Source organism: Comamonas sp. A23, assembly GCF_004522605.1.
In the GTDB taxonomy this organism is placed as follows: domain Bacteria; phylum Pseudomonadota; class Gammaproteobacteria; order Burkholderiales; family Burkholderiaceae_C; genus Comamonas; species Comamonas thiooxydans.
Window position 1 is genome coordinate 12831 of record NZ_RSDT01000011.1, and the last position, 19979, is coordinate 32809.

Sequence of the window (19979 nt, forward strand, 5' to 3'; positions counted from 1 at the left end):
GCCGTGATCCACCCAGCCGGCATCATGCAAGCCACCAAAGAAAAAGCCCGCGTCATGGCGGGCAGGTCTTTGTTGCGCAACAAGTCAAGGGCGCAAGTTGACGGTCGTTGAATATCTGTCCAGGTGCTCCAGCAGACGCTCGTAGAGCTCATCTGTCGCCATCGAGTTCAAGACCTCCGCCTTGATTTCTTCGGCGCGCTGGCTGAAGTTGTGTTGCAGATTGCTTTTTTTGTTGTCATCCAGCGTTTCGATCAGGGCAATGAGAAGTGCTTCTTGCGCCAAGATCTGGCCGTTCATCATCCTCAGCTGGGCGCTTTGATTGCCTAGGAACTCCATCCAACCCTTCCTCTTTCATGATGTGTGTCAAGTTTGAGGAATTATGGTGACGGTAGCTGTCGCGGAAATTTCACCTCCCTCGTTCTCCGAGCCACAGAAAGTGACTGGAAGTGTGCAATTGATGCACAGAGGCCGTGGTGTGGCTTGATTCCTGAATCCGGACCTCAGGCCCGCTGTTTTGGCGACCGGGGCTTGGCTCTTCAAGACACCTCGTGAAATTGATGGCGCCTGCTGCGCCCAGCCGCGTTCTTCCAGTCTGCCGGGCTGAATCTCCGATCCTCCGGTACAGGGCCGGCACCGGCAGCAAGGCGGGGCTATCTCCATCAAGACAGCAGTTGCTTGGTCACGGGCGGATGACATGGAAAAATACCGGGGTTGGTCTATCTACGAGGTTGTGATGCCCTTGTTTCACACCACTGTGTTGACTGGTCTGGCGATGCTGGCCTTTGCCGGCAACTCGCTGCTGTGCCGCCTTGCACTCCAATCCCACTCCATTGATGCTGCGAGCTTTACGGCAGTGCGCCTGGCTTCGGGCGCGGCCATGCTGGCGCTGGTCGTGAGCCTGAAACGCGCTCCCTCTACTGGCGTTGGCAACTGGACGTCGGCGGGCTTGTTGTTCGCTTATGCGGCGTTGTTTTCCTTTGCCTACGGGAGTCTGTCGGCCGGTGTCGGTGCCTTGCTGCTTTTCGGCGCGGTGCAGGCGACCATGGTGGGCGTGGGCCTTTGTCGCGGCGAGGCACTTTCGACCCGGCAATGGGGCGGATTGGCGCTGGCTTTCGGCGGCCTGGTGGTGTTGCTGCGACCCGGACTCTCGGCACCGCCCCTGGGGGCGGCTTTGCTCATGCTCCTGGCAGGGGTTGCCTGGGGGCTGTATTCCTTGCTTGGCAAGGGCGCAACCGATCCGGTTGGCGTGACGGCAGGAAATTTCATACGGACGGTGCCGCTTTCGCTGCTGATGCTCGTGATGGTGCAGGGGCAGGCCTCACTGAGCACTGCAGGATTGATGTATGCGCTGTGCTCAGGAATGCTGACTTCCGGGTTGGGCTACGTCGCATGGTATGCGGCGCTACCCCAGCTGAAGGCGGGGGCTGCTGCATCCATACAGCTGAGCGTTCCCTTGCTGGCCGCCATCGGTGCCGTTTCCCTGTTGGGAGAGCCCTGGACCATGCGGCTGACTCTGGCTGGCGCCGCCATACTGGGCGGTATCTCATTGGTTGTGGTGACCCGGTCTGGCGGCAGGCCTGCCGTGGCAAAAGAGTAGTCGCGCGATCTTTTTCCGGGAGCCTTCCAGGAGCCGGGAGAACAATGCTTCCAGCATCTTTGCACTGCTGCGAATGTCACGAGTCTGAATGCAGGGGCAGGTCGATGCAGGACCTGTTCGATGCAGAGGCTCCCATGCGCGAGCCTGCCGCCGTGCCGAAGAACATCGCTTTACATGGGTATCTGTCGGCAGGAATAGGCTGGCAGTGCCACTTGTAGAAAGGGCTGCCATGAAAGAGCTAGTTGCACTGACTGCGTTCGCCTTGATATTGACTGGATGCGTGATGCAGAGGCCGGTCAATGGGCAAGGAGTGGATCCAGGTTCCCACCAGGTCGAGAAGAATGCGGATCAGGATCTTCGAAACAACGATATTCAACAGCGGGATCGCTCGATCGACTTTGAAAACGACTGGGACCGGGATCACTTTCGTGACCGCGGAAACGAGGGCCATGAAAATCAAGGCAGCCTGTGGCCGTGGCCAGGCTCCGGATTGAGTGGCGGGCGCACCTATCCGGGAGGCCAAAGCTGGGGCTATTAGCGCAGCGTCACGCGTCAACCATCACGCAGTGCCGCAGTGCTGCAACCCGGCAGCCGGGCATGCATGTCTGGTCGGGCGACCCCATTGCGCGGCGCCTTGGCCGGAACGGAGGAGGGCGCAGCTGCCATCCCACACAGCTGCGGCGCCCAGGCAAAAGCTGCAAAAGCAGGCCGGCTTGCCGTCAAGCGGCCATTTGGCCATTTGCATGCGTTCCCCGGATGCAACCGGTGCGCCTACGCCAGCTGGCGGACGTTGTGGGGCATGTCAGAAGAAAATCCCTCAAGATGCCGGCAGTTGTTTGCACAAATCCGGGCTTACACATTGAAAAACCGCGCGAATTCGGTCCGTCTAAACTTCGCACATGAAGAAACTGTTTGGAGTCTCTGCGCTCGTCTTGCTTTTGTCGGGCTGCTACGCGGCAGGCCCAGGATACAGCTACGGGTATAGCGATACCTACATCTATCAGCCTTATGGCGGCTCGTACTACTACGGGCGGCCTGCATATGGGCCTGGCTACTACCACCATCATCACGCGCATCGCCCACCGAACCACAGGCCGCATCCAGGCCACGGAGGGCATGGAAATCACCGTCCACCGCATGGAGGCCATCGCCCGGGTGGCGGTCATGGTCACGGCCATCGCTGAATGACGGGCCTCGACTGGCGCGGTCGAGCGAAGGCTGAGAAACAGATAACGCCGAGGTTTGCCAGGTCAGGGGGCAGCAAGCCAACACGTCCGGGCTGACGCAAAGCGCCGTGTCACCTGGCGTGACTACCAGAGGGCTGGCCGAAAGGGCTGGCCGTGGTTGGGCGGCTGTGCCCGGTTAGAGGTTGCCGCCCGAAATCTCGATCAGGCTACCTGTGGTGTATGGCGACTCGTCCGAGATGAGCCATACGATTGCATTGGCAACCTCCAGAGCCGTTCCTCCGCGCTTCATGGGAACGCCGGCGGCCAGGCGCTGAACCCGGTCCGGCTGCCCCCCGCTGGCATGAATATCCGTTTCAATGAGGCCGGGACGGACAGCGTTGACACGGATGCCTTCCGCAGCCACTTCCTTGGCCAGTCCCAGAGTCATCACATCCACAGCACCCTTGGATGCCGCGTAGTCGACATACTGGCGTGGCGCGCCAAGTCTTGCCGCAATGCTGGACACATTCACGATGGCTCCACCATGGCCGCCATTGGCAGTGCTCATGCGATGCACCGCTTCGCGAGCGCAAAGAAAAGCGCCTATGGTGTTGATGCGAAACATTCGCTCAAGGCGCTGCAAACTGAACTCGGCCAGCGTCTGTGCCGTGTCCACAATACCTGCGTTGTTGACCAGGGCGTCCAGGCGCCCGAACTGTACATCTGCCACGGCAAAAAGACGGCGAATCTGCTCTTCGCAGCCCATATCCGCCTGAATGGCCATGGCGTGCCTGCCCATTTCCGTGATTTGCGAGACAACCGCATCGGCTGCCGTCTGGTCTGTATTGAAGCTGAGCAGTACATCCCAGCCTGCCGCTGCTGCTTGCAGGGCGGTGGCTGCGCCAATGCCTCGGCTGCCTCCGGTGATGAGCACAACTTTGTTTTTCATGGGGCTCCTTGGTGATCCATTTGATTCTGCCGCGAGTCTCGTCTCCAGCTTCACGGTTCTCGATTCATCTTATCGCCGCATTTCCTCTGCGGCCTAGGCTTGATCCGGTCCAAGTGCTCATGCTTTTGTATCTCAAGGCAACAAAAAACCACCTGTAGAGGTGGTTGAAAACCAATCGCAAGGCTGGATTCAAGAGACAGGGCTACCAGTATCGGTAGTTGTGGCGCATGCGCAGCAGTCTCTCTTCCTCCTGCTTTTTTTCCATGTCTGTGGGCTCTTGCGGGTCTAGTTGGGGCGGCGCAGGGAAATCCTTGTCCATGGAGAACAGCTCCTTGGTGGTTTCCCAGAACTTCTGGATTGGCGGGGGAATACGGCTATCTGGCATATAGACCTCCAGTCCTGGATGACGAATCAAGATTGATCGCCGAGCTCCACAGTACTCTTTTTAATAACCTTGAAGCCCTATCCATTAAGTAAAACGTCAGCTTTGGTGCATAAACAGGATGGGGGCGAACGCCAGGAAAAGCAGCGATGCCTCGTTTCCATCGGCTCTGACAAGGCTTCGGGCTGATGGCTCTTGATGCACGGGTTCGGCAATTCAGGTGCCACAGGCTGTCCGAGACTGGCGAGCAGATGCGGCTAGCATGCAAGGCTCAACAGTGGAGCAGAAATGGAAAAGTACCGATTCAATGTGTTTGGCGACATCCTGGCCATAGAGCGCAGCAACTCGGGATGGCGCTGCTTTGCGGTGGGACTCGATGGAAAGCTTGGCCCGGTGGATCTGGTCGTTCCTCCCGAGATCACTCATGAGGAGCTGCCTCAGTACCTCTATGACATCTACCATGAGAGTGCTGCATTGTCGGATGGCGACATCTTCGAGATATCCTGAGTCTCATCCGGATGCTGCCCGCAGCTCGTCAGAGATTTATGGTCCTGCTGCCCATTGTGTCTGCGACCCATTCGCCAATCTGTTCGGCACCGGCTTCATCATTGCAAGGAGATGGCCGCCATGACTCTTCAGAAGAACCCGCTCAAAGAACCGGAGCCCAAGCCGGATCCGATTGATCCGCCCAATGATCAGCCGCCTGAAGAGCTGCCGGGCGATCCGATAGAGCAGCCCAATGTGTAGCTGCTAAAGCCCGCGAAGTGCAAGCTGTCTTCATTTGCTGGCGAGCATCCGAAGTGGGACCATGACTGCATCGATGCACTCAAGGAGAGCGGCGATGTCTACTCTCATGATTCAACTGATTGGTCTGCAACTGGTCGTCTTGCTGGTGGCCTGGGTCATTTACGAAGTCAGAGACGATTGGACGTAAAAAACCGGCGGCAGAGAGCCTCTGCCGCTCGATCAAGTCACTTGCTGGTGATCGAGCGCGAAGAGTCCGGTGGGCAAGTGGCCTATGTGCTCCGCTGATCTGTCCGTGGCAAGCATGGATGCCCTGCAATCTCTGGATGACCGGGCTGAATGGAGTTCTGGGCCGCGCCAGCATCGATACAGCCAATGAGCTTGCCTGACCTTGTCTATCTGCTTGCAAGGCAGCGGTGCATGGCGCCGGATGCGCAGTCAATACCAGCCGGCGTGGCCCGGGCCGGCTCAAATCCTTCTATAGCCAGCGTCGTACCTGCCGACAATAGGCCACGAACAAGGCACCAAATTTCGCCTGCAGCGCTCTTTCCTCTGGTCGTATCTGGAAGTGCTGAAGATAGGCCATGAACAGCGGCACAAGCAGCAATCCTGATAGCTTGCCCAAATACATGGCGAGTGCCAGCAATAAAAGCGCAAAGCCCAGATACATCGGATTGCGTGTCACCCGATAGATCCCGCTGACCACCAGCGCCGTCGATGCTGCCGGGTTGATGGGGTTCACCGTGGTCCGGGCACGCTGAAATGCCCGAACACCGGCGAGGCAGAACGCTCCGCCCAAGGCGGCGAGCATGAGGGCCGCCATCCATGAAGCAGTGAATCTGACCGGCAGGATATCGGGCAGAAGCCACATTGCCACGGCAAACACAGCGACCAGCGCCATCGGCGGCACCCGCAGCATGAGTAAAGAGGATTTGTTCTGCGGTGGGGATTGAGATGTCATGCATTCAAGCCTAAAGCTTAAAGTGACTTCATGGTCAATCATGTGCTGCTGCATGCCCTGGCTGTATGAACTGGCTGTGCGTCACGCCATTGAATGCAAGCGGGGCTATGACTTCTGATGCTAAAAAAATCCCGCAATATTGCGGGCTTGCATTACCCAGATGTTGGCAGATCAGGACGATAAGCACGGATGCATCAAACCTGGCATTCAGTTTTTCGTAGCGTATGAACGGTATTGCTGAGTTTACGGCTCCGAAAAATAAGAATTTTCTTATCCCTGTCATTGACTGCTTTGATTAGCATGTTGTCAATCGTCTGATGCTTTCTTGAGTCCACCTTCATATTCCGTCGTTGATCGCCGAGAGCGCCTTCTTATTTTTGCTTGCTTGATAACCGGGAGGCGGTAAATACCCCATTTTCATATCCAGGCCAAAGTGCATTGACTGGCATGACATCGTTGGCGTGGGCGGGAATCGAGGCAGCTGCGTGTTTCAGTCCGAAACCCCGGCTTTCAAGGAATTTGGCAGCAGGTGGATAAATCTGGATTTCTCCCTTGGCGAAGCTACGTCTCGATCAACTCAAAAAGTTACAGGGGCAAAATAAATTTCCCACATGGCCTGATCGCGGAAACAGTGAAATCTCTTTCTACTGCCTTGGAGGTAATTCTCTGCAGAGAACTTTTTATTCGTTAAATATGCTGCTGTTGTGATTTTTTATGGTGGTCATCAGCCATAAACGTGGCTGCTTTCATGCGAGAAATAATGACACAAGAAATAAATAGGTCTTTTATGAGGGAGACAACGCCTGGCAAGCGTTTTCAATTGACCTCACTATTTGTTGTCGTACTGAGCTTTGCAGCTCCTGCCATGGCGCAACTGTCCGGTTCAGCCATTGAACAGCAGCAGTTGCAACGACAGCAAGAGCGCGAACGGGAACTGCGTGAGCGCATGGCTCCCAATGCCGATGCCTTGCAACCGCGGACCAAGACAATTGCGCTGGAGATGCCGACAAGCGAGATTCCCTGCTTTGCGCTGCACTCCCTTGAATTGACTGGAGAAAAACTTGATCAAGTGCCGTGGCTCAAGGCGGCAGCGGGTATTGATCTGAGTGCCAGGCCTTGCGTTGGGGCCAAGGGTGTCGAAGTCATCCTGGCTCGGCTGCAGCAGGCAGTGCTTGAGCATGGCTACGTGACCTCCCGGGTCATGGTGGCTCCGCAAAACCTCCAAAGCGGGGTGCTGACCGTTGTATTTATTCCCGGCACTCTCAGGTCCATCCGATTTACCCCGGACAGCACAGGAGACACTTCACTGATTGCAGCGCTGCCGTCCAAACCTGGCGAGCTGCTGCAACTGCGTGATATTGAGCAAGGCTTGGAAAACCTCAAGCGTGTTCCAACGGCAGATGCCGATATTCAAATCACTCCCGCCGAAGGCCAGGATGTAGAACCCGGCCAAAGTGATTTGATGATTACTTATCAAAAAATAAACCCGCTGCGCTTTAACGTCGCCTTGGATAATGGCGGCACCAAATCCACAGGCAAAGTCCAAGGCACGGGCACCGTGTCCTGGGACAACCCGCTGGGCCTGAATGATCTGATGTATTTCAGCTTCGGCGGTGGTATCGGTAATGGTGGCAACCGTGGCACCGAGACCCGTGCAGCGCAGTATTCCGTGCCTTTGGGGTACTGGCTGGCAGCCCTGTCCGGCTCCTATAACAAGTACCACCAAGGCGTGGCCGGTGCCTATCAAAACTACACCTACAGCGGCGAATCCAGCAACCTGGACCTCAAGCTAAGCCGCGTAGTGTTTCGCAATGCCTCATCGAAGACAACGGTTGGCATCAAGGCGTTCCAGCGGACCTCCAACAACTACATCGACGATGTGGAAATCGATGTCCAGCGCAGGCGCACCTCGGGTTTTGAGCTGAGCCTGAACCAGCGCAGCTATCTGGGCAATGCCATCCTGGATGCCAATCTGGCCTACAAGCGAGGCACAGGTGCTTTTGCGGCCTTGCACGCGCCAGAGGAGCCCTTTGGTGAAGGCACTTCGCGCATGAAGCTCTTCATTGCCGATCTGGCATTGTCCAAGCCCTTCGAGCTGGGCGGCACCAGACTCAGATTCAGCAGCAACTGGCATGGCCAGTGGAACAAGACGCCGCTGACGCCACAGGACCGCATTGGCATTGGCGGCCGTTACACCGTACGGGGCTTCGATGGAGAAAGCACCTTGCTGGCAGAGCGAGGCTGGTACTGGCGCAACGAACTCAGCACCCCCTTGAATCTGGGCGCTGCGGGCAATACCGAGGCCTTTGTGGGCCTGGACACCGGCCATGTCAGCGGGCCTTCTGCGAAGTACCTGGTGGGCCAGTCATTGACCGGCGCGGCCATCGGCCTGCGCGGGGCCTGGCGCAAGCTCTCCTATGAAGTCTTTGTGGCAACGCCTGTCAAAAAGCCGGAGCACTTCCGAACCTCCCACACCAACCTGGCTCTGAGCCTGGCCTACAGCTTCTGAGGCGTCGTCATGAACAAGAATCTTCATCGCGTTATCTTCAACAAAGCGCGTGGCATCCGGATGGTGGTGCAGGAAACAGCTTCCAGCGAAGGCAAGGCCGGCAATGGCAGCACACAGACAGGAGCTGCCGACACAGGTGCCTCGTCGGCAGGCAGTTTGCGCACTGCCAAGTCCTTCCTCAGCGATTTCCCGTTCTCTGCTGCAGCCAAAGCAGCAGGCATGCTGGCCCTGGCTCTGGGGGCTCCGGCCGGTTTTGCGCAAATCATTGCCGATCCCTCGGCCCCCAACCGTCAGCGCCCCACGGTTCTGGAATCAGCCAACGGCACGCCCACGGTCAACATCCTGACCCCTTCTGCGGGTGGCGTGAGCCGCAACACCTATCAGCAGTTCGACATCGGGCAAAAAGGCGCCATCCTCAACAACAGCCGTAGCAATGTGCAAACCCAGATTGGTGGCTGGGTGCAAGGCAATCCATGGCTTGCCAACGGCGGCGCCAGAGTCATCGTCAACGAAGTCAATTCAGCTGCCCAATCCCGCCTGATGGGACCGCTGGAAGTGGCAGGCCAGCGGGCCGACGTCATCATCGCCAACCCTTCGGGTCTGGTGGTCGATGGCCTGTCCTTCATCAATGCAGCAGGCGTGACCCTGACGACGGGCAGACCGCTGTACGGAGCCAATGGAGCGGTTGACGGCCTGAACGTGCAAGGCGGTCTCATCAGCATCCAGGGCAAAGGGCTTGATGCCACCAAGGCAGATTACGCCAACATCCTTGCAAGAGCCATCTCGCTGAACGCCGGGCTGTGGGCTCAAGACCTCAAGGTCGTCACAGGCGTCAACCAGATTGCCGCCGATGGCAATGTCCAGCAAAGCAAGCCCAGTGCGACAGGTGCAGAGCCTGCGAAACCCCAGTTCGCCCTGGACGTCGCTCAATTGGGCGGCATGTATGCGGGCAAGATCTTTATCGTAGGCACCGAGTCTGGACTGGGTGTCCGCAATTCTGGTTTGCTTCAGGCCAGCAGTGGATCACTCACATTGAACAGCGAAGGCTGGCTCAACAACAGCGGCTCCATCCAATCCACCAGCTCCGATGTTGTCGTGAACACGCGTGGCGCGGTAGAGCAAAGCGGTGCCATCTATGGCGGCGGCAATGTCCAATTGAGTTCGCAGGCGAGCCAGGCACACAGCGGCACAGTGGCTGCATTGGGTGATGTGGTCATTCAGGCTACAGGGGCTGGAGCGCAGATTCAAGCCCGAGATGCAACAGTCTGGGCGGCTGGCTTGCAAACGGATGGCCGGTTGCTCGGGGATAGAAATCTGAGCGTGCATGCAGATGCACAGCTGCAGACCTCAGGCCAGGCGCTGGCCACCCGCAATGTGCAGATGCGAGCTGCAAGCCTTGACCTGTCTTCGTCTCGTCAGCAGGCTAAAACCTTGCAACTGCAAGCCACAACAGGTGACTTGCAAGCCCAAGGCAGTCAGTTGTTGGCAACCGAGACAATGAATCTGCAAACGGGCCAGACACTCACGACAGATGGCGCGCGAGTGCAGGCATCCGGTCTCGGCATCCATGCCAATGCTCTGAGCAATGTCGGTGGACAGATCATCCAAAGCGGCGGCAGTGACCAGACAATCGCTTTGCAAGAGGATCTGGACAACAGAGCTGGCCTGATTCAAACAGCAGCCGATAACCTGAACATTGCGGCCCGGAACATCGATAACACGGCAGGCCAGCTGCTGCATGCCGGTGGCGGAGGCTTCAACTTGAGCAGCCAAGGCCAGCTCCTCAATGACTCCCGAAGCAGCAATCAACCGGCTGTCGCGGATGGTGCGCGCATTGTGAGCAATGGCTCCCTGCATGCGCAAGCCCAGGCCTTGAGCAACAGCGGCAGCGTCCATGCGGCGCAGGCACTTGAGACACATGCCTCGACCCTGAACAACAGCGGAGTCATGTATTCGGCAGGCAGCCAGGCACTGACAGTTGATGGCGGCATGACCAGCAGCGCAACGATTGGCGCAGCCCAGAACCTGACGGTGAAAACAGGCAGCTTCCATGGCGCAGCCACCCATGTACTGGCTGCGGGCATGGCTGCTGATGGCAAGCTTGCCGGAGCCGGTGTCCTGACCGCAACTGCATCCGCACATTTGCAGAGCGCCGGGCAAATTCTGGCAGCAGGCAACGTCAGTCTTGATGCCGCAAGCCTGGACCTCAGGCAGAGCAGCGCGGCAAGCACAGCAGGCAATATGAGCCTGACGGCTCAAAGCGGCGACATCCAGACGGGCGGCGCCCGCATCAGCAGCGCAGGTCTTTTGGCCATCCGAGCCGACGGCTCGAGCAGCCAGCGCCTGGACAACACCCTTGGACAGATCAGCGCAACGCAGCTCAGCATCAAGACGGGCAAGCTCGACAACACAGATGGATTGATCTCTGCGGTCGAGCAACTCGACATTACCAGTGCTCAATTGATCAATGGCGCCACCCCTGCGGCAAGCACGGCCAAAGGCATTCAAAGCCAGGCAGGCGATGTTCACCTGAACGTTCAGCAACTCGATAACAGCGGCAGTATCCAGGCCGCCAGGAACCTGATTGCGGCAACTTCAAGTCTGAGCAATAGTGGGACCCTCTACGCAGGACGCGCGCAGACGCTGAATGCGAGCGGTGCAATCACGAGCAGCGGGACGATTGCCGCTGCCCAGGACCTGAACGTGACAGCCGCCTCGTTTGCAGGCGCTGGCAGCAATGTGCTGGCTGCAGGCATGGCGGCCGACGGAAAACTCGTCAATCCCGGGACTTTGAACCTCACCACCTCGGGTGGATTGCAGACAGCCGGCCAGGCATTGGCTGCAAACAATGTCAACCTCGGCGGCGCCAGCCTGGATCTGGGAAGTGCAACGGCAGGCAGTGCCAATGCAGATGTGAATCTGAGTGCCGCCCAGGGCAGCATTGTCACGGCGGGTTCCAAAGTCAGCACGCCAGGCAAGCTGTCCATTACCGCCAACACGGTTGCCGGCCAAACGCTGGACAACACCGCAGGCCGCCTGGCTGGCCAGCAATTGCAAATCCAGGTTGGGCAGCTAAACAACCATCAAGGAAGCATTGAGCAGTCCGGGGGCGCTGATCTGGACATCAATCTGAGGGGCGGCGCACTGAACAACAACGCCGGGCGCATTGTTGTTAACGCTGCAAATCTCAAGCTTCAATCCGGTGCGCTGGACAATACAGATGGACTGATCAGCCATGCCGGCTCAGGGCACGGAGCACTGCATGCGTCCAGCCTTGACAACACCCGTGGACAGATCCTTGGCAACGGAACCCTGTCTTTGGCCAGCAGCGGCAATGTCACCAACAGCGATGGGCTGATCTCCTCCAATGGCGACCTGCAGCTGACAAGCGCAGACCTGGGCAACACCCGTACAGGCACCTCAGGAAGCGCCACAGGCATTCAAAGCCAAGGCGGCAACCTCACGGTCAATGCCCAAGCCCTCACCAACAGCAGCAACCTCTATGCTGCCAAGGATCTCAAAACCACGGCCACCAGCTTGGACAACAGCGCAACGCTGTACGCGGCTGGTGAACAGACCTTGGATGTGGCCGGCGCGGTTGGCAATCAAGGCACCATTGCTGCGGCCAAAAATCTGTCGCTCACTGCAGACAGCTTTGCTGGCGGTGCTGCCAATGTTCTGGCAGCCGGCATGGCCGCCAGTGGACAACTGAGTGGCAGCGGCGCATTGACGGCAGTGGCATCCAGCAGCCTGCAAACCAATGGGCAGGCACTGGCGACGGGCTCATTGAACCTGAAAGCCGCCAGCCTCGATCTTCAAGGCAGCACCACCGGAAGCACCGGTGCAGACGTGACGTTGAGCGCGAAGAGGGGAGATATTCAAGCTGCTCAGGCCAGGATCAGCACACCCGGATTGCTGAGTATTTCCAGCACCGCCGGACAAAAACTCGACAGCTCCAAGGCGCAGCTCAGTGGTGGGCAGCTCAGCATCGATGTCGGCGAGATAGACAATACCGAAGGCGTCATCCAGCAGGCGGATACGGCTTCAGGAGCCGCCAACCCCGTTGCAGGCATTCACAGCGCTGGTGCCATCAACAATAACGCGGGGCGCATCATTGCCAATGCGCAGGACTTCGCTGTGGTCTCCAGTGGGGTGCTTGACAACACGGATGGGATGATCGGTCATGCCGGCTCCGGCCAGCTGCGCGTGGATACGGCTGGACTCCACAACACACGCGGAAAAATCATCGGCAACGGGGCAACCGCGCTCACCAGCTCTGCAGATGTCGACAACACCGGCGGCATGGTCGCAGGGCAGCAGAGCGTGACGGCAACGGCCACGGCTTGGGACAACAGCCAGGGCACCTTGGTTGCAGCTCAGGGCGACCTCAATCTTCACACCACAACGAATGCCGTCAAAAACGCTGCAGGCCTGATCCAGGCAGAAAACGATATTCGTCTCACACTGGACGGTGCAGGCAATCAACTGCACAACGGCCAAGGCAAGATCGTGTCGGGACGAGACGCCATCCTGTCAACCGGCCAGATGGACAACGATGCAGGCCTGGTGGCTGCAGGTCGCAATCTCGGCATTGACACCCACCAGCAATCGCTGAGCAACCAGGCAAGCCGCAGCAGCACAGGTGCTCTGGGCCTGGTCGCCGGCGCACAACTGGACATTCACAGCAGCACCTTGAACAACCAGGGCGGTCTGATCAGTGCTCAGACCGACCTGAACATCACAAGCAGCGGCGCGATCGACAGCACCGAGAAGAATGCGCTGGCTGCACAGATCTACAGCGGTGCACAGCTCAATCTGCAATCAACAGGCATCGACAACTCGGGCAGTCAGATTCTTGCGGTGCAAGGAGCAGGTATCAACCTCGGTAGCGGCACTCTGACCAATCAGGCAGGGCTGATCCGGGTAGGGCAGGCATTGACGGTTCAGGCCGCAAATATCGATAACCAGAACACCCTGGCTTTGAACGGCGATGGGAGCGCACAAGCGCTAGGCCTGGAAGCCAGCACGATTTCCGTGACAGCTGCCAAGCTGGACAACAGCCAGGGGGCTGTGCGTGCAGGCCAGGACTTGACGATTCTGAGCGACGGCCAACTGATCAATGATCGTGGCGAGCTCAGTGCCGGCAAGCAACTGAAGATTGCCGCCGACCAGGCTGCCACCCCCACACTGAACATCAGCAACAACGCGGGTCAAATCGTTGCCGATCAGAATGTGGACCTTCGCACAGGCAGCCTGAATGGCGCAGGAGAGATTGCCTCGCGCAGTGACGTAAGCCTGCATTTGCAAGGCAACCATACCCTGGCGGGCACCTTGCAGGCTGGCGGCAACTTGCAACTGCAAACCACGGGCACATTGACAAACCCTGTCACCGTCCAGGCCGGAAAGAATCTGACCGTCAACGCCAGCAACCTGGACAACCAGGCCACGGGCGAGCTGCTGAGTGGGCAAACAACGCAGCTCACCATCTCCGACACCTTGACCAACCGCGGGCTGATCGACGGTGCCGACACCCGCATTCAGGCTGGCAATGTCCACAACGTTGGCACCGGCCGCATCTATGGTGACCGGGTAGCGATTGCAGCCAACGCGCTGACCAACCAGGAAGAAACCCTTGCAGGCATCACCCAGGCTGCCACGATTGCTGCGCGAGAGCGCATGGACCTGGGCGTTCAAAACATCACCAGCCGAGAAAACGCACTGATCTATAGCGCAGGAAATCTCTTCACGGGTGGGGCGCTCGATTCAAATTGGCATGCCACAGGCGCAGGGCAGACGCTCAACAACAACAGCGCCACGCTGGAGTCTGGCGGCAGCATGGTGCTGGGACATGACCAGGTTCGCAATACCAATGAGCATCTGCAGTGGACATTGGTCGACGGCCAGCCTCAAAAGATTGTTGAATTTCAAGCACCTAACGGTCAGCGCTACAAGGGCAGCGACGTTCTGCTGATCTCCAATGGCAATGTGGGAGGCTCTGGGTTGAAGGACATTAGTTTCGTGGTCAGCGGCAACGACTGGCGTTGCAGCATGGGCGGAGAAACCTGCTCATTCACTACCGGTGAAACCACAGCCTTCGATCAGTATTACAAAGGCTTGCTCTTGCCTTCTGAGCGATATCCGTTCGAAAAATATGCGCCTTACTACAACCCCAGCTATGTCGATGACAACGGCCAGCGGGTTCAGGGCTATATGCAATACAGCGGCGACCGAATCATTGGATTCATGAACGTCGAGCCTCGGATCATCAAAGGAGCGCACTACGCAGCCGACCATCGAATCTGGAGCGACTTTGGCGTGCAGCCCTATACCGGGCCTGCGCCTGTTTTAAGCAGCACCAATCCCTGCGCCGCTCTGGCACGCTGCACAGTGGGCTATCACACCATCGAAAGCTGGGATAGCGGGGGCCGGTATGTCCAGGTCACCCAGGCTCACGTAGACGAATACAACGTCTACAAACCGCTGCTGGACGCGCGCAATGCAGCGGATGCAGCCTTGGACGCGAAGCTGGATGCCTTCTACCAGGATATTCGCAATCGCTGGATTGGCGAGTTTGTCTTCTACGACTACAGCCGCACCGAGCAAAGTGCGCAAGTGACGCAATCCTCCCCCGGAAAAATCCTGGCAGGCGGCAATCTGCAATGGAATGGATCGAATCCATCCAGCAAGCTCCTGAATCAGGACAGCACCATCCTGGCGGGTGGATCGATCAATGCGACGGGCGGCTCACTCGACAACCGAGCTACGACCGTGGATGTCAAATCCGTCGACCAAGGCTATGTCTACAGCACATGGAAGGGCGGCTCCAGCACTCCAAACCGCAAGTACAGCGGCTCGGACTATGCACCTGCAGGCGCAATCAAGACGCAGGCACTGGCCTCCTACACATATACGGAGCACGCTGCGAACCCCTCGACCGGCGCAGCGCCGGGAGCCAGCGCCATTTCAGCGGTGCAGGCACAGGCATCTGCTGCGGGTGCCGTGGATGCCATCCATCATTCCGTGGCTCCTGGAGCCGTTCAGGGAACGCAGGCAGGCCCGGCAGCCGGTGCCGCCACTGCAACGCAGACCCAGGGGCAGATCACAAGCTATACGCTAGCGGGCGTGGCGGCGCAAGGGGGCGGCGCTCAAGCGCAGGCCGCTGCCAAGGTTGGTGCAGCCGCGACCCCCGAGAGTACGGCGGCGGATGCATCCAATGCCAAATCAGCGTCCTCTCAGGTCAATATTCGCACCACGCCGCCCAATACCCAGATACCTGGGACTTCCCTGTATCGCCAGCGCCCTGAAGCAGGCGCGCTATACCTGGTCGAGACAGACCCCAGGTTCACGCAATATAAAAACTGGCTGTCTTCGGACTACATGCTCCAGGCTCTGCAGATGGACCCCGGCACCGTTCAAAAGCGACTGGGCGACGGGTTCTATGAGCAGCAACTGGTGCAGCAGCAAATCGGGCAACTCACGGGCCGCCGGTTCCTGGGCAACTACACCAGCAACGACGAGCAATACAAAGACTTGCTGCAAAACGGCGCAACCTTCGCCCAGGCGCAAGGCTTGCGCCCAGGTATAGAGCTCAGTGCGGCACAGGTGGCGCAACTGACCAGCGACATCGTCTGGCTGGTCACCAAGGAAGTGACGCTACCCGATGGCTCCAAGCAAAGCGTTCTGGTGCCGCAAGTGTATGTAAGGGTCAAGCCCGGCGACCTGGACGGCACAGGCACCTTGCTGGCTGGCTCGGATGTGAACCTGAACCTCTCTGGCAATGTCGTCAACAGCGGCAGCATTGCGGGCCGCAACACCTTGAACATCACCGCCGAGAACATCCAGAATCTGGGCGGCCAGATGTCCGGCAACGACGTCAAGCTTGCCGCCCGGCAGGACTTTGACAATCTCGCAGGCATGATCAAGGGCGTGGACTCGGCCACGGTGTCCGCAGGGCGTGACCTGAACCTCACAACCACCACGCAAAGCAGTGCAAACCAGGCGGGCGGCAACCGCTTTACCCAGACAGGGATCGATCGTGTCGCGGGCATCTATGTATCCGGGCCGGCCGGCGTGCTTGTCGCCAGTGCGGGCAACAACCTCAATCTCACGGCGGCGCAGATACAGAATGCGGGTACCGGCGCCACCGTGCTCACCGCTGGCAACAAGCTGAACCTCAACACGGTTGCGGTCGGCAGCAGCCAGGATATCAACTGGGACAGCAAGAACTACTTGCGCCAGTCGAGCACGCTGGATGTGGGCACCCAGATCACCGGCGCTGGCCGCGTGACCCTGAGCGCAGGTCAGGATATCAATGCCAGGGCAGCCACCATCGATGCAGGCAAGGCCTTGAGCCTGTCCGCCGGCAACGACATCCGGATCAGTGCAGGCCAGGCAAGCCAGAGTCTGGACGAGGCGCATCAGCACACCAACAAAGGCTTCCTCTCCAGCAAGACCGTCACCACGCGGGAGCAACTGCACAGCACCACGGCAGTTGGAAGCAATCTGGGGGGAGATACGGTTGCTATCAACGCCGGCCGCGATATCGCGGTTACCGGCAGCAATGTTGTCTCCGACGCCGGAACCAGCTTGCTGGCGGGCCGAGACGTCACCATCGCCGCTGCCCAGGAAACCTCCAGCGAACAGCACTACCGCAAGGAAACCAAGAGCGGCATCTTTGGCGGCGGCGGAGGCATCGGCTTCACTATCGGCAGCCGTATGCAAAGTGCCGATCAGACGGGCACCCGCACCACGGCCGCTGCATCTACGGTCGGCAGCGTGGGCGGCGATGTCAACATCGTTGCTGGCAATGCTTACAAGCAGGTCGGCAGCGATGTCATGGCCCCGGGCGGTGATGTCAATGTCGTGGCCAAAGAGGTTCAGATCGTCGAGGCCCGCGAAACCGGCAACTCCGCCACCGAGCAACGCTTCAAGCAAAGCGGCTTGAGCGTCAGCATCGGCAGCCCCGTCATCAGCGCCATACAGACAGCCGACAGCATGGCGGATGCCGCCCGCAACACCAGCAGCGGCCGCATGCAGGCCCTGGCTGCAGCGGCGACGGCGTTGAACGTCAAGAACTCTGCGGGCGAGCTGCAGGGCGCTGCCCAGGCGCTGGCTGGCGGCGATCCCTCTAAGGCAGCCTCCATCTCCATCAGCCTGGGCTCCAGCAAAAGCCAGAGCAACACGGCACAAACCAGCGACGGCACACGTGGCAGCACCGTCAAAGCCGGTGGCAATGTCAACATCCTTGCCCAGGGGGCGGGGGCGGACAGCTCCATCCTGGTTCGCGGCTCGGATATCACTGCCGGCCAGGACGCCACCTTGGCCGCAGAAGGCGATATCCGTCTGCAGGCTGCTCAGAATACGGCCAGTCTCAGCGGCCGCAGCAGCTCAAGCTCCGGCAGCATCGGCGTGAGCGTGGGGCAGCAGACCGGTATTACCGTCAGTGCCAGCAAAGGCCGTGGCAATCAGGCCGGTGACGACCTCACCCACACCAACACCCATATAGCGGCAGACAACAGCGTCACACTCCAGTCCGGTGGCGACTCCAGCCTCAAGGGTGCCATGGTCAACGGCAAGCAGGTCGTGGCCGATGTGGGTGGCAATCTCAATATCGAAAGCCTGCAGGACAGCAGCAGCTACGCCAGCCGCAACCAGTCGGCGGGCGGCAGCCTGACCATCAGCCCCGCAGGCGTGCCCATTGGCGGCGGATTGAATGCCGGCCGGAGCAAGGTCAACAGCAACTACCAAAGCGTCACGGAGCAAAGCGGCATAAAGGCAGGGGACGGCGGCTTCCAGGTCAGCGTCAAGGGCGACACCGACCTCAAGGGCGGTGTCATCGCCAGCACCCAGACTGCGGTGGAGCAGGACAAGAACCGCTTCAGCACCGGCGGGGCACTCACCACCAGCGACCTGCAGAACCAAGCTAGCTATGAAGGCCAGGCCGTGGGGGTCAATGCCAGCGTGGGCAACGATGCGGGCAAGTTCGGCGTCAAGGGCGTGGGAGCCGGCGTAGGCCAGGACAGCGGCAGTGCCCAAGGCACTACCACGGCGGGTATCTCCGGCATCGCCGGCGACCAGAGCGTGCGCACGGGCGATGCCACGGGTATCGAGCGGATATTTGATCAGAACAAGGTGCAGCGCGAGATCGATGCGCAGGTGGCGATCACCGCGGAGTTTGGCAAGCAGGCCAGCAAAGCCGTGGGGGACTATGCAGGCCGGAAGTACAACGAACTCAAGGACTCGGACCCCGTAGAAGCGGAGAAGTGGAGCGAGGGGGGAGCCTACCGTGTCGCCATGCATGCTGTGGTAGGAGGGCTGTCAGGAGGAGTACAGGGCTTAATGGGCGCCACTGCGGCCAGTACAGCGGCTCCTTTTATTGACCAACTGCAGGAGGGATTCCAGAGCGCGCTTCAAAATGCAGGATTGGGAGAGGGCGCCGCTAAGGTGCTTGCTAGCTTGGCGGGCGGCGCAACAGCCACGACGATTGGTGCAGTAGTGAGCGGTGGGGCTGCGGCAGGTGCGGCCACGGCCTTTAATTCGGACATGAACAATCGGCAGTTGCATCCAAGTGAACGTCTGTTGGCTCGTACTCTCGCCGCAAGAAGCAATGGGAAATACACAGTGACACAAATAGAAGATGCCTTGCGAGTCGCGGGAAATACTGAAACTGGGGAAAGTATCGTGGCGGGTATGGTTGTTGATCCCAGTGAGCGCGATGCGATTTATGACAGTGGGGCTGTATGGACCATTGGTAGCACAGGCCACATGGTTCAAGTCGTACCGAAGCAACCTGCAGTTGATTTATTGCAATTTATCCAAAGCAGTACTGCAGGTCAATATGACTGGTATACGCCATCGTCAAATGGTAATGAACTTGCCTCGACGCCAAGAGATCGGCTGACCGGAGCTCCATTGGATGAGCAGGGCCGCTATAGTCAAATCTTCATTTTAGATGGAAAAAAATACCAACCAAAATATTTTCCATGCGCGAAACCAGAGTGCTTGGGGTCTAATTTGGATAGTTCCGACCCTGGAACTAAGGCGTATATCAAGGCTATGGATGCACAGATATTTAAAGACATTAGTACAGGCGCTAACTATGCAACTCTGATGACTCCCGCTGGGGCTTCAGGTCAAACACTTGCGGCTGTTGGGCTAGCTGCATCGGCGGGGAGCGCGTTTACTGATAGCAATGCTCTTGATGAGTTGCTGAAATATGGATCGCAGAAAGGAGGGGAAAAATTATTTGTGGATATTCTTGGGCATACTCCTGCAAATGCAGCAAGAGCAATTGCCATTATTGATCTATCTGGAGGATGGAGTGCATTCGTCGAGAGATTTAAAGTTGATATTTTAGGAATGAGAAAGAAAAGTGAAAATTAAAAAAAATATTCATATAATTGTTATATTCTCTGGTCTATTTATTTCTGTATATTTCTTTAAAGGGTGGGAGAATTTTATTGGATATTTGGGTTTTTTATTTCTGTTTTCATGGAATATATATGCATTTCTAAATGGGAGAAGTATGATTTCCATTCCGAAGATGATAGAGAATGTGAGAATTAATGGAAGTCACGAGGCTAGATATTTCTTGTACGTGGTGTCATGGGGTATTATTGCCATTTTTAGTGCTGGATATATCTACAAAAGTGTTCTTGCTTAAAAGGACGTC

10 protein-coding genes are annotated in these 19979 nt (G+C 58.2%); 6 read left to right on the forward strand and 4 right to left on the reverse strand.

Annotation, left to right across the window (positions count from 1 at the left end; translation table 11 throughout):
- Positions 1-84: 84 nt before the first annotated feature.
- The gene (locus EIC84_RS20645) at positions 85-336 is read right to left on the reverse strand and encodes a hypothetical protein (RefSeq protein WP_003064051.1); all 252 of its coding nucleotides are present in this window, start codon (positions 334-336) and stop codon (positions 85-87) included.
- Between the two features lie 397 nt (positions 337-733).
- On the opposite strand from EIC84_RS20645, the gene EIC84_RS20650 reads away from it, so the two are divergent.
- From EIC84_RS20650 to EIC84_RS20660, 3 genes are all read left to right on the forward strand, one after another.
- Positions 734-1597, forward strand: a complete 864-nt coding sequence (locus EIC84_RS20650) for a DMT family transporter (protein ID WP_003064048.1) — start codon at positions 734-736, stop codon at positions 1595-1597.
- Between the two features lie 229 nt (positions 1598-1826).
- Positions 1827-2135 (forward strand): hypothetical protein, encoded by a 309-nt coding sequence (locus EIC84_RS26035; RefSeq protein ID WP_160162806.1) that lies wholly within the window; start codon positions 1827-1829, stop codon positions 2133-2135.
- 470 nt (positions 2136-2605) lie between these two features.
- Positions 2606-2785: a hypothetical protein gene (locus EIC84_RS20660; protein ID WP_100086394.1), complete on the forward strand. Its 180-nt coding sequence runs from the start codon at positions 2606-2608 to the stop codon at positions 2783-2785.
- Between the two features lie 174 nt (positions 2786-2959).
- On the opposite strand, the gene EIC84_RS20665 is transcribed toward EIC84_RS20660, so the two are convergent.
- Entirely contained in the window at positions 2960-3712 is a 753-nt protein-coding gene (locus tag EIC84_RS20665) for an SDR family oxidoreductase (RefSeq protein ID WP_003064039.1), read from the reverse strand.
- 202 nt (positions 3713-3914) lie between these two features.
- The gene (locus EIC84_RS20670; RefSeq protein WP_003064035.1) at positions 3915-4097 is read right to left on the reverse strand and encodes a hypothetical protein; all 183 of its coding nucleotides are present in this window, start codon (positions 4095-4097) and stop codon (positions 3915-3917) included.
- Positions 4098-4382: 285 nt separating this feature from the next.
- Between EIC84_RS20670 and EIC84_RS20675 the strand changes: the two genes are divergently transcribed.
- Positions 4383-4601, forward strand: coding sequence for a hypothetical protein (locus EIC84_RS20675; RefSeq protein ID WP_003064031.1), 219 nt, complete (start codon positions 4383-4385; stop codon positions 4599-4601).
- Between the two features lie 715 nt (positions 4602-5316).
- On the opposite strand, the gene EIC84_RS20680 is transcribed toward EIC84_RS20675, so the two are convergent.
- Complete coding sequence (locus EIC84_RS20680; RefSeq protein ID WP_237704428.1) at positions 5317-5841, reverse strand: isoprenylcysteine carboxylmethyltransferase family protein; 525 nt, start codon at positions 5839-5841, stop codon at positions 5317-5319.
- Positions 5842-6664: 823 nt separating this feature from the next.
- On the opposite strand from EIC84_RS20680, the gene EIC84_RS20685 reads away from it, so the two are divergent.
- Both EIC84_RS20685 and EIC84_RS20690 read left to right on the forward strand, forming a co-directional pair.
- Positions 6665-8308: a ShlB/FhaC/HecB family hemolysin secretion/activation protein gene (locus tag EIC84_RS20685; protein WP_003064023.1), complete on the forward strand. Its 1644-nt coding sequence runs from the start codon at positions 6665-6667 to the stop codon at positions 8306-8308.
- Positions 8309-8317: 9 nt separating this feature from the next.
- Complete coding sequence (locus tag EIC84_RS20690) at positions 8318-19690, forward strand: hemagglutinin repeat-containing protein (RefSeq protein ID WP_134737339.1); 11373 nt, start codon at positions 8318-8320, stop codon at positions 19688-19690.
- The last annotated feature ends 289 nt before the right edge of the window (positions 19691-19979 follow it).